The organism is Guyparkeria sp. (assembly GCF_046540515.1).
Lineage (GTDB): Bacteria > Pseudomonadota > Gammaproteobacteria > Halothiobacillales > Halothiobacillaceae > Guyparkeria.
On the sequence record NZ_JBKHFB010000060.1, the window covers coordinates 1 to 11,255 of the forward strand.

The following is an 11,255-nucleotide window of genomic DNA, read 5'->3' on the forward strand; positions in this document are numbered from 1 at the left end:
CCGAGTCGCAGTGACGAAGCGACATGCCTGTCTTGGCGGGGCGCGCTCGACCTCAAGTTCCTCCTCCACGCACCGATATACTGTGCGTATCAGGGAATTGAATGAGACATCAGGGAAATGCCGACCCCGTCAGCGGAGCCTATTCCCGCAGTCGGCACGGGATGACAGACACGATCGGAACATTCCCCGGGAAGGAGGGCAGGCGTGCATCCAAAACACCAGCCGACCGGCCGCGAGGTCAGTCTGAACGACGACGAGTTCATCGTCAGCAAGACCGACCCGCAAAGCCGGATCACCTATGCCAACCGCGCCTTCATGCGGATCACCGGCTACAGCGAATCGGAGTTCCTGGGGCAGCCCCAGAGCATCATCCGCCACCCCGAGATGCCGCGCGGCGTCTACCGCCTGCTGTGGGACACGATCCGCAACGGCGACGAGTTCTTCGGTTACATCAACAACCTCTGCAAGGACGGCAGCAACTACTGGGTCTGGGCCAACATCACCCCGGATCGGGATGCCCAGGGCCGGATCATCGGGTTCTTCTCCGCCCGCCGCAAACCCGACCCCGCCGCCGTTGCCAAGGTCAAGCCGATCTACGCCGAGATGCTGGCCGCGGAGGCCGGCGCGAGCAGCGTGGATGCGGCCTGCAAGGCATCGCTCGCCGTTCTCGATCGCCATATTCACCCGGAGCACGCCGACTATGAAGCCTTTGTTCTTAGCCTCTAAACTCAAGCTGCTCCTGGTGTTCTTCAACCTCGAGCTACTGGCCGTTTGGCTGTTGACGTGGCTGGGGCCGGAGCACTTTCCCTACTGGGGGCTGATCCTGATCGCGGCCACCGTCGTGGTCTCGATCATGGCCTACCTTTCCCTGCGCGGCAGCCTGCGGATCGTCGAGCATATCCGCGACAACCTGCGCGCCGCTCTCGACGGCAATTTCCATAACCGCATCACCCGCATACCGGGCCAGGGCGAGGTCGGCCAGGTCGCCTGGGAAGTCAACGAGATCTTCGATCAGCTGGAAACCTACTTTCGCGAGGTCAATACCGTCTTCGACCGCATGACGAAGGGTGAATACGGCCGGCCGGCGCAGGCGGTGGGCATGCGCGGCATCATGCGGAGCTCGCTCGAGGACATCAACGAGGCGTTGCGGATCGCCGAGAGGAACCAGGCATTGGTGATTCGCAACGAGCTGCTGGCGGCGATGCAGGAGCTGGGTTCGCGGAACATCAAGCAGAACCTCGGCATGGCGCAGCAGGATTTCATCAGCGTCAGCACCGAGATCGCCAAGGTCGACGACGTGATCCAGACCGTGGCCAGCAGCGCCTCGGAAAGCCAGTCGGACATGCTGGACATGAACCGCACCTTCGACCGCACCCATGCCCTGACCAACGAGGCCAACCACGCCGTCGGCGAGATGGCGCGCATGAGCGGCGAGATCAGCAACGTGCTGGACATGATCAGCCAGATTGCCGACCAGACCAATCTGCTGGCCCTCAACGCCGCGATCGAGGCGGCGCGCGCCGGCGAACATGGCCGCGGCTTCGCGGTGGTCGCCGACGAGGTCCGCAGCCTGGCCTCCCGGACCAAGGGGGCGACCGAGGAGGTCGACGGCATCGTGCGCGAATTCCGGCAGAGCTCGGAGAACATCCTCACCAACCAGACCGAGTTGAGCGACAACGCCGAGGTCCTCAGCGGCCACATCAGGGCGCTGCGGGAGACACTGGACCACTTCGTCGAGCAGACCGCCGTCGCGACGAAGGCCGTGCAGAAGGTGCGGGTCAGCAGCTTCACCTCGACGGTCAAGGTCGATCACATGATCTACAAGCAGAACGGCTACATGGCCTTTACCAGCGGCCTCGATTCGAGCGAGGCCCAGGCGGTGCTGGTCGACGAACACAGCTGCCGGCTGGGCAAGTGGTACGACTCGGGCGAGGGCTACCAGCTTTATCGCGACCTGCCGGCCTACGGTGATCTCAAGGCACCGCACCAGGAGGTGCATCAGCAGGTCCGGGAGGCACTGGAACTCGCGCAGGAGGGCTGGCAGAGCGACAAGGCGCTGCAAGACCGTATCGTCGAGGCCTACCAGGGGGCGGAGCAGGCCAGCGTCGAGGTGTTCGAGGTGCTCGAGTCGCTGGAGGAGCAGGCACACGAACGGATCGAGCGCAGCTGAATCGTGGCCGGCGGTGACAGCCCCCCGGCTGTCGTGTCGTCTGCCCTTGACCCGATGGCGCTACAGCAGCCCGCGCTCGGCCATCGAGATGCAGGGACGTCCCACCACCACGTGATCGAGCAGGCGCACGTCGATGAGGTTCAGCGCCTCGCGCAGGCGTTCGGTGATGCGCCGGTCGGCGGCACTGGGTTCGGCGACGCCGGAGGGGTGATTGTGCGCGAGGATCACCGCCGCGGCGTTGTGGCGCATCACGGCACGGACCACCTCGCGGGGATGGACGGCCGCCTGGTCGATGGTGCCGAAGAACAGGCGCTCGAAGCCGAGCACGCGGTGGCGGTTGTCGAGGTACAGCGCGCCGAAGACCTCTTGGGTCTCCCCGTCGAGCTCGGCCTGCAGGAAGCGGAACACGGCCTGAGGGCTCTCGATGTCCGGGCCGACGCGCAGTTCTTCGGCGAAATGCCGCCGGGCCAGCTCGACCACGGCCTGCAGCTGGGCGTACTTGGCGTCGCCCAGCCCGCGGGCGCGGGCGAAGTCCGCGCGGGTGGCGGAGAGCAGCGCGCTGATCGAGCCGAAGTGCGAGAGCAGGTCGCGCGCGAGGTCCACGGCCGAGCGCCCGGCCACGCCGGTGCGCAGGAAGATCGCCAGCAGTTCGGCGTCGGAGAGGCTTGCTGCGCCGCGTGTCAGCAGGCGTTCGCGCGGCCGCTCGCTGGCGGGCCAGTCGGTGATGGGCATGAGGACTCCTTCCATGGAATCGGTTGCTTGAAACGAGCCGTGCCCCGCGACTCCCCTGTCGGTTACCCGCCGGGCCGGCTACCCAGCAGGATACCCTGCTCGCGCCAGCGCTCCAGTTCCGCGAGGGCTAGCGGGGTGAGTGCCTCCACGGACTGACCGAGCCGGGCGGCCACCGAGGCGATGACCTCTCGCCCGGTGGATGTCTCCGCCTCGTCCAGGGCGATGAGCAGTTGCGCGCTGGCCGGCGAGAGCCGCAGGGCAGACGGGGCGCCCCGCCGGTCGCGGTGGAGCAGCAGGTGGTGCAGGCCGGGAGCGGGGATCGCCGGTTCCCGTCCGGATTCCAGCTCGGCGGCGATGTGGTCGATCGGATAGGCGGCAAGCATCAGCCGGGCGAGCGGCGAGCGCAGGGGGTGGCCGTCGAGCAGGTCGCCATCGGGGTCGAGATCCGCCGGTGGCGGTGGCTCGTCCTCGGCCAGCAACTCGAAGCGCGCGAGTTCGTAGGGCAGCAGTTCGCGCTGCCAGTCGCTCAGCGTGGCGGCTGTCTCCGGGTTGTCCTCGAGGTGAGCGACGAATGCCGCCGGCAGGTCGCGCATCAGTGGCGAGGCCAGCGCGCAGTCGCGGAAGAACGCGCGGCCGAGTTCGCGCCAGTCCGCTTCCGGCAGGCTGGCGGCCAGCGCCGGGAAGGCCGTTTCCAGCATGCCGTCGACGTTGTTGAAGAACAGTCGTGCGTACCAGGCCATGCGCTCCGGGCGAGAGCCCGGTGGCGGGGCGTGGTGGTCCGGATCGCGCACGTAACGCGTGAAGGCCTGCTGGGCGGTACGGAAGTCGTCGCTCACCGGGGCGTCCTCACGCCGCCTTGCTGCCCAGCGCGCGCTCGGCGGTACGGCGGATCTGGTTCACCTCGTCCATCAGTTCGTCGAGCGGCGGGATGTCGAAGTCGCGCTCCAGCAGTGTCGGCACGGGCCCGACATGGCGGTAGGTGTGCCCGAGCAGGTCCCAGACCGGGTCGCTGACCGGCGCGCCGTGGCTGTCGATGATCAGGTCGGGTTCGACCTGGTGGTGACCGGCGACGTGCAGGTAGCGCACCCGCTCGGCGGGCATCGCGTCGATGAAGGCGTAGGGGTCGTAGCCGTGGTTGACGCTGTTGACGAAGACGTTGTTCACGTCGAGCAGCAGGCCGCAGTCGGCGCGCTCGAGTATCTCGAGGATGAATGCCTGCTCGTCCATCGTCGCGGCGACCGGGGTGTAGTAGGAGACGTTTTCCAGCACCAGCGGCCGGCCGAGGCGTTGCTGGACGGTGTCGATGCGCGCGACGACGTGGTCGATCGCCTCCTCGGTGAAGGGGATCGGCATCAGGTCGTACAGGTGCGCGTTGTCCGAGCAGAACGAGAGGTGCTCGCTGTAGAGCTCGGGACGGTACTCGTCGAGAAAGCCGGCGACCTCGTCGACGAAGCCCATGTCCAGCGGTGCCGGCCCGCCGATCGACAGCGACAGCCCGTGGGTGTAGAGCGGGTAGTCCTCGAGCAGGGAGACGAAACGATCACGGACCGGCCCGCCGAAACGGATCCAGTTTTCCGGGGCGACCTCGAGGAAGTCCACGTCGGGGCGCTGGGCCTCGATCTGCTTCATCAGTTCGCCGCGTCGCAGGCCGATGCCGACCGGGACGCGGCCGAGGTGAGAATCCGGTGTCTGGCGTGCAGGCATGACGTGCCTCCGCAAGGGTATCCCCCTTGACGATCACGGACCCGACCGAGGACGTGCGCCTGCCCCAGTCGCGTCCATGATTCATGGTGTTCGGTGCGGGCCGCCATCGCGGCGACCCGGTTGGTCACGACTTGTCGTCGTCCTTTTCCTTGTCGTCGTCCTTGTTGCCGCACTTGCCCTCGCCGCAGGCCATCTCGGCGGTCTGCAGCGTGCCGGCGTGGGTGGACTCCGAGGCGAACGGGTTGCCGTTGCCGGCGGCCATGGCCGAGGAGCCGGCGATGGCGGTGGCCAGAGCGGTGGAACCGATCAGCAGGTGCTTCTTGGATTGCGCTTTCATGTCGTTGGATCCTCTCGTTGGGGTTCACGCGGGGGACCGCGTCGTTTTTCGACCGGTCGGCGGTCGATTTCTTCTCTCGTCTTGCTCCTGATCATGCCCGATGGTAGACGGCAAAACCAGAGTCTGCCGCTAGGATTTGTTAGCCCTTTCAGCTAGTTGTTCAGGTCACGACGCGGCCGATCGATGCCGTCGGTGCAGACATCGAGGGACGGGTCATCGATGCAGCGTTCGGCAGCGCGCAGGCGCTTGTCGAGGTACTGCGGATAGAAGTCCGGCACGGTCACGCCCTTGAGCTCGTCGACCACCTGCTTGCCGTCCGGGGCGAAGTAGATCACTTCCGGCACCAGCTCCACGCCCTGCAGGCGTGCGAATTCCACCGGGGTGTAGGACGTGCCCTGCCATTCGATCTCCGGCTCTTGGGAGTCGATCTCCACTCGGCGGATGATCAGACGGCCGTCGTGCTCCTCGCTTTCCGCCATCGTCTGCAGGAACTCGTCGTCGACCGTCCGGCAGTAGCTGCAGTAGGTGGCGTGGAAGAACAGCAGCATGGGTATCTGCTCTTCCTGCATGTACTCGAGATCGGCCTCGACGTGCTCGAGGTCGCTCATCAGGGGGACGTCACCGCGATCGGCGTTCGCGGCCGATTGATCTGCCTGCCCGGGAGGAGCCGCCATGCCGGTCAGCAACAGGCCTGCCAGGGGTGCGAGCGTGGCGAGGGCCAGACGTGGGAAGGGTCGGGTCGAGGGAATCGAAGGCAAGGGTTTCTCTCCGGGGAAATGATGGCTGCCGGACATGGCCGGAGTGCATGCGGTTTGGACTATATCGGAATTGGCCGGTTCCTTTGTCTGTGCGAATTCCATGTCGACCTTGCCCATGCCGCTCTTCCCCGGGCCCGTGTCCGAGTGCGGTAACCGGGTTACCATGTCGCGGATCTTGCGGCGGACCGATTCAGGGCCGTCCGGTTGGCAGAATGAGGATGACAGATGAGCAAGGCATTTTCCGAGGGCCGCGTGCTGCGGATCGCCACCCGAGCCAGCCTGCTGGCGCTATGGCAGGCGGAGTTCGTCGCCGCGGAGCTGAAAAGGCGCAACCCGGGCCTCGAGGTCGAACTGGTGAAGATGACCACCCGCGGTGACCAGCTGCTCGACAGCCCGCTGTCGAAGATCGGCGGCAAGGCGCTGTTCGTCAAGGAACTCGAGGTGGCGATGCTCGAAGATCGGGCGGACATCGCGGTCCACTCCATGAAGGACGTGCCGATGCAGTTCCCCGACGGCCTGGAGCTGATCGCCATCCTCGAGGGCGACGACCCGCACGACGCCTTCGTCTCCAACAAGTACGCCAATCTCGACGAGATGCCGGCCGGCAGCGTGGTGGGCACCTCCAGCCTGCGCCGCGAGACCCAGGTGCGCGAGCGTTTCCCGGGCATCGAGGTCAAGACCCTGCGAGGCAATATCCACACGCGCCTGCGCAAGCTCGACGACGGCGAGTACGACGCGATCATCCTGGCCGCCTCGGGCCTCAAGCGCGCCGAACTGGCCGACCGGATCACGCATCGACTCTCGGCGGAGGAATCGCTGCCGGCGATGGGCCAGGGTGCGCTCGGCATCGAGGCACGCAGCGACGATGCCGAGGTGCATGCCCTGATCGACCCGCTGATCGACCGCGACACCACCATCCGCGTGACCGCCGAACGGGCCTTCAACACCCGGCTCAACGGCGGCTGCCAGGTGCCCATCGGTGGCCACGCCCTGCTGATCGACGACGACCGGCTGTGGCTGCGCGGCCTGGTCGGTCGGCCGGACGGCTCCGAGACGCTGCGCGACGAGATCAGCGGCCCGCGCGACCAGGCCGAGGCGCTGGGCATCGAGCTGGCCGAACGCGTGCTGCGAAACGGTGCCGACAAGATCCTCGCCGAGGTGGGCATCGAGACCGAGGCGCCCGGTCAGGGTTGACCCCCGTGACCGAACGCCGCCTGCCGCCGATCGGCGCGGTCGTGATGACGCGACCGGCCGGGAGCAATGCCGACCTCGGCGAGGCACTGGCCGAGGCCCGCCCCGAGGGCTGGACGGCACCGGCACTGACCACCTGCCCGTTGCTCGCCATTCAGCCCCTGCCCGGTGGCGGCGAGCTGCCCGCCGCACTGACGACGATGCGGCCCGAGGACCTGGTCGTCTTCGTCAGCCCGCGGGCGGTGGAGGCCGCCACGGCCGTCCGTCCCCTGGTCGACTGGCCGGCCCGGGAATTCGCCGCGGTCGGCGAGGCCACCGGTCGGGCACTGGCCGAGTGTGGTCGGGCGGCCACCTTCCTGCCCGTCTCCAGCGAGGACAGCGAGGGGCTGCTCGAGCGCCTGCGCGATGTGCCGATGATCGGCCGGCGGGTGTGGATCATCCGTGGCGAGACCGGGCGGGGGCTGCTCGCCGACCACCTCGTCGACCGGGGCGCCGAGCCGCGCTTCGTCGCCGTCTATCGTCGCACCTGTCGTGAGACGCAGGCCCCGGTCCCGTCCGGCCCGACCTGTCTCTGGATCATCACCGCGCCGCAGGCGCTCGATTGCCTCGCACGGCTCGCCACCGACACGCATGGCAGCGAGTCGGGGCTGCTAGACTCCACCTTGCTGGTCATCAACGAGCGCGCGCTCGACCGAGCGCGGACGCTGGGCTTCCGGGGTCCGATCGCCCTGTCCGGCGGGCCCGGCAGCGACGCGCTGGCCCGCGCTGCCTGGCGGGTGATCGCCGAGCGGGCCGACCGTGATGCGTCCCCTCCGCCGCGACCCTGACCGAGTCGAGCGCCAGGACGCTTCCATCCGATCGCATCCAGACTGGGGATGAGCATGGACAAGAAAGACAACGACAAGCAGGCCGAGGAGAACAAGGCCCCGGCGTCTGCCCCGGCGGGCAAGTCGTCGGCTCCCTCCGCCGTCCCGACGTCGGCCGACACCCCGGCCGGCGCGGAGAAGGCCCAGGCGGCGGGCCAGGCCGAGAAGGGCGAGTCGGGCAAGAGCGCGGACGAAAAGCCCGCGGCGAAGACCGGGCGCAAGCCACGCCGCAAGTCGCCCAGCAACTCGCCCAGCAAGTCGGCGAGCGCCGGCGAGTCTGGCGGTAAGACGTCGGCTTCGTCCACTACGGGCAAGGCGGCCGACGACAAGTCGAAGGACGCGCCCAGCTCACCCGGCTCCCCGTCGGGCGGGGCCGGCGCCACGGGCAAGGGTGGCGACAAGACTCCCGGCGCCGACGGAGCCGTTCCCTCGACCGGTGCGCCCCGCCGCTCGATCACGCCCCTGCTGGTGATCGGCCTGCTGGTGCTGTTCGCGCTGGCGGCCGTCGGTGGCTGGCAGTTGTGGCAACTGCAGCAGTCGCTGGAATCGCAGACGAGCGAGCGCGAGGCCCAGGACGAGGCCCTGGAAAAGCGCTTCTCGGAGCAGGTCGCGCGGCTCGACGAGCAGTTGGGCGCGACCCGAGACTCGGTTTCCGATCTGGAAGATCGAGGCGAGGCGATCCGCGAGGAGGTCGAGTCCGGCCTGCAGGGGCAGCAGGACAAGCTCGCCGAGCGACAGGATCACCTCGACGAGCGCATCGCCCGCATCGACGATCGCCTCTCGCGCGGCGAGATCGCCTGGAAGACCGCCGAGATCGGCTTTCTCCTCACGCGTGCCCAGGAACGGCTGACCATCGCTCGTGATCCGGACGGGGCCCTGCTCGCGCTGCAGCTGGCCGACCAGCGTGTCGCGGCGCTGTCGCGTCCGCACTGGTTGCCGCTGCGCTCGGCGATCAGCGATGCGATCGCCGCGATCGAGGCGACCGGTGAGGGTGATCGCGTCGGCCAGGCGCTGGCGTTGCGCCGCCTGACCGACCGGGTCGAGGACTGGCCGCTGGCCGAGAACGAGTCGGAGGAACGGGCCGAGGCCGCCGACGAGACCACCGCCGATCCGGCCGATCCGGCCGAGTCGCTGCCGGCGGACGCCGCCTGGTACGAGAAGGCGTGGGCGAAGACCACCGACTGGCTGGCCGGCCAGGTCACCGTCACGCGCTCGGACACACCCACCCGCCTGCGGGAACGGGTGGCCACGGACCGCGAGATGCGCCTGTGGTTGACCGCCGTGCGCGAGTCGCTGCTGTCGCGCGATTCCGACGCGCTCTCGACCACGATCGACGAGGCGCGCGATTGGCTCGAGACACACTACGCGACCGAGGCCGATGGCCCGGCCAAGGCCCTAGAGGCCCTGGATCGCACGCAGGAGCGCTTCGCCGGTCGCGACTTCCCGTCGATCGACAAGGTGCTGGACGCCTGGGAGCGGGCCAATGCCCGCGAGAAGGCCCGTGCCGCGGCCGACGCGGCCGCTGACGCCGGCAAGGAGGACCCGTCATGAAGCGTCTGATCGTCTGGATCGTCCTGCTGGCCGCTGCGGTGGCCGCGGCCGTGTATTTCCTGCCGGGGGGCGGCGTGGCCATGGTCGAGTTCGCCGGCTGGCGGGTCGAGACCACCGCGGTCGCCCTGGTGCTGATCGTGTTGGTCGCGCTGGTGGCGCTGCAGCTGCTGTGGCGACTGGTGGCCGGGGTGCTGCACCTGCCGGCGCGATTGAGCCGTCGTTCGGCCGAGCAGCGCCGGCATGCCGCCGACGAAAAGCTGTTGCGCGCCTGGGCGGAGCGCCAGCGTCGCCAGACCGAGCTGGCCCAGCGCTATGCCCTGGCCGGGGTGGAGGACGGCAGCCTGCCGCCGATGCACTTCCAGGTGGCGATCGATGCCCTGCTCGACGGGCTGGACCCGTCACGACAGGGCATGGCCCCGCGTAGTCACGCCGAGACCCGCGAGGAGATCGGTGACCTGTTCGAGACAGTCGGGCGCCGTTTTCCCAAGTTCGCCGAGTTCCTGCGCCTGCACATCGTCCAGCGGCTGATCGCGCTGGGCGAGGTGGAGTGGGCTCAGGTCATGGTCGAGCCGCTGGTCGAGACCCACCCGCGCGACGAGGCAATCCTGCTGATCCGGGCGCAACTGCTCGAGATGGCCGGCGAGCACGAGGCGCTGGCGCATCTGCTGCCGACGTTGCGACGGATCAAGGACAAGCGGCTGACCGCCGACGAGCTGCTGCGCATCGAGCGGTTCGCCCTGCTCGGTCGTATCGAGACCGCCTCCCGCTCGCGTGACCTGGATGCCCTGTCGCGACTCTGGTCGGAGGCCGGGCGCAACGTGGTCGACAACCCGTCGGTGACGATCGCCTACGCCGAGGCCCTGGCGCGCAGCGGGGCGGAGTCGGCGGCCGAGCGCGTGCTGGAAAAGCGCCTTGGCCGCACCCTCGAGGCACCGACGCTGCACGCCTGGGCCGAGCTCCGCCACGAGCAGCCCGACGAGGCGCGCAAGCGCCTGCTCAAGCTGGTGCCGGAGGACTGGTACGAGCCGGTCAGCGCCCCGGACGTGGGCCGGGCCCGCGAGCGGGCGGCGTTCGCCTACGCCATGGCGCGGCTGGCCCTGGCCGAGTCCGACCCGGGCACGGCCCAGCTATGGGTGAGCCGGCTTGGCCCGCTCGACCAGGAGTTGCGCTATCTCGCCGTCGCCGCCCGGGTGCACGCACGCCTGCGCGACAGCAATGAGGCCGCGCTGCTCTACGAACGCGCGCTGGCGCGCGCCGGCCTGGAAGCGGCCACCGCCCCGCAACCGGTGAAACCTGCCGACCAAGACGATGGCCGCTGACCGGGCGGCGCTGGCCGACCTGCGGCGGTTTCTCGACCAGCTCGAGCGCCAGGGCGAACTGGTCCGGGTGACCGAGCCGGTCGATCCCGACCAGGAGATGACCGTGCTGGCCGATCGCGTGTTGCGCGCCGGTGGGCCGGCCTTGCTGATCGAGAACCCGGTCGGTTTCGACACCCCGGTGCTGCTCAACCTGTTCGGCACCCCCGAGCGCGTGGCGCAGGGCATGGGTGGCCAGACGCTGGCGGACCTGCGCGAGATCGGCCGGCTGCTGGCCTTCCTCAAGGAGCCCGATCCTCCGGCCGGTCTCAAGGAGGCGTGGAAGAGCCTGCCGATCTTCAAGAAGGTGCTCGACATGGCCCCGCGCCGGGTCAAGAAGGCGCCGGTGCAGGAGGTGGTGCTGGAGGGCGACGAGGTGGATCTGTCGCAGTGGCCGATCCAGACCTGCTGGCCCGAGGACGCCGCGCCGCTGATCACCTGGGGGCTGACCACCACGCGTGGCCGGCCGCGCAAGGGCGGCGGGATGGAGTCGAACCCCGAGGATGCCGCGGCCGCCGGGCGCGAGCGCCTGAACATGGGCATCTACCGCCAGCAGGTGATCGGCCGCAACCGGGTGATCATGCGCTGGCT

12 protein-coding genes are annotated in these 11,255 nt (G+C 68.8%); 7 read left to right on the plus strand and 5 right to left on the minus strand.

Annotation, left to right across the window (positions count from 1 at the left end; translation table 11 throughout):
• The first annotated feature begins 204 nt into the window (after nucleotides 1-204).
• Both ACLFRM_RS07510 and ACLFRM_RS07515 read left to right on the plus strand, forming a co-directional pair.
• On the plus strand, nucleotides 205-726 hold the full coding sequence (locus ACLFRM_RS07510) for a PAS domain-containing protein (RefSeq protein WP_410755119.1): 522 nt from the start codon (nucleotides 205-207) through the stop codon (nucleotides 724-726).
• The gene (locus ACLFRM_RS07515; RefSeq protein ID WP_410755120.1) at nucleotides 701-2,170 is read left to right on the plus strand and encodes a methyl-accepting chemotaxis protein; all 1,470 of its coding nucleotides are present in this window, start codon (nucleotides 701-703) and stop codon (nucleotides 2,168-2,170) included. Before ACLFRM_RS07510 ends, ACLFRM_RS07515 begins: the two co-directional genes overlap by 26 nt.
• A gap of 60 nt (nucleotides 2,171-2,230) precedes the next feature.
• Here the strand turns inward: ACLFRM_RS07515 and radC are convergent, their stop codons facing one another.
• The 5 genes from radC to ACLFRM_RS07540 form a co-directional block, all read right to left on the minus strand.
• Nucleotides 2,231-2,902 carry a RadC family protein gene (gene radC / locus ACLFRM_RS07520; RefSeq protein WP_410755121.1) on the minus strand — a complete coding sequence of 224 codons (672 nt, stop codon included), beginning with the start codon at nucleotides 2,900-2,902 and terminating at the stop codon, nucleotides 2,231-2,233.
• Between the two features lie 62 nt (nucleotides 2,903-2,964).
• Nucleotides 2,965-3,738: a DUF2063 domain-containing protein gene (locus ACLFRM_RS07525; protein ID WP_410755122.1), complete on the minus strand. Its 774-nt coding sequence runs from the start codon at nucleotides 3,736-3,738 to the stop codon at nucleotides 2,965-2,967.
• Nucleotides 3,739-3,748: 10 nt separating this feature from the next.
• Nucleotides 3,749-4,606 carry a DUF692 domain-containing protein gene (locus ACLFRM_RS07530; protein WP_410755123.1) on the minus strand — a complete coding sequence of 286 codons (858 nt, stop codon included), beginning with the start codon at nucleotides 4,604-4,606 and terminating at the stop codon, nucleotides 3,749-3,751.
• A gap of 124 nt (nucleotides 4,607-4,730) precedes the next feature.
• Nucleotides 4,731-4,943: a hypothetical protein gene (locus ACLFRM_RS07535; RefSeq protein ID WP_410755124.1), complete on the minus strand. Its 213-nt coding sequence runs from the start codon at nucleotides 4,941-4,943 to the stop codon at nucleotides 4,731-4,733.
• Between the two features lie 152 nt (nucleotides 4,944-5,095).
• A complete protein-coding gene (locus ACLFRM_RS07540) occupies nucleotides 5,096-5,551 on the minus strand; it encodes a thioredoxin family protein (RefSeq protein ID WP_410755125.1) in 456 nt (151 codons plus the stop codon).
• Between the two features lie 375 nt (nucleotides 5,552-5,926).
• On the opposite strand from ACLFRM_RS07540, the gene hemC reads away from it, so the two are divergent.
• The 5 genes from hemC to ACLFRM_RS07565 all read left to right on the plus strand — a co-directional run.
• A complete protein-coding gene (gene hemC / locus ACLFRM_RS07545) occupies nucleotides 5,927-6,895 on the plus strand; it encodes a hydroxymethylbilane synthase (RefSeq protein WP_410755126.1) in 969 nt (322 codons plus the stop codon).
• 5 nt (nucleotides 6,896-6,900) lie between these two features.
• Nucleotides 6,901-7,719, plus strand: coding sequence for a uroporphyrinogen-III synthase (locus tag ACLFRM_RS07550; RefSeq protein ID WP_410755127.1), 819 nt, complete (start codon nucleotides 6,901-6,903; stop codon nucleotides 7,717-7,719).
• Between the two features lie 54 nt (nucleotides 7,720-7,773).
• Nucleotides 7,774-9,309, plus strand: coding sequence for a uroporphyrinogen-III C-methyltransferase (locus tag ACLFRM_RS07555; protein WP_410755128.1), 1,536 nt, complete (start codon nucleotides 7,774-7,776; stop codon nucleotides 9,307-9,309).
• Nucleotides 9,306-10,628, plus strand: coding sequence for a heme biosynthesis HemY N-terminal domain-containing protein (locus tag ACLFRM_RS07560; RefSeq protein WP_410755129.1), 1,323 nt, complete (start codon nucleotides 9,306-9,308; stop codon nucleotides 10,626-10,628). The genes ACLFRM_RS07555 and ACLFRM_RS07560 overlap by 4 nt, the downstream gene beginning before the upstream one ends.
• Nucleotides 10,618-11,255, plus strand: a 638-nt coding sequence (locus ACLFRM_RS07565; protein ID WP_410755130.1) for a UbiD family decarboxylase domain-containing protein, incomplete at its 3' end; no start/stop codon positions are given. The genes ACLFRM_RS07560 and ACLFRM_RS07565, both read left to right, overlap by 11 nt.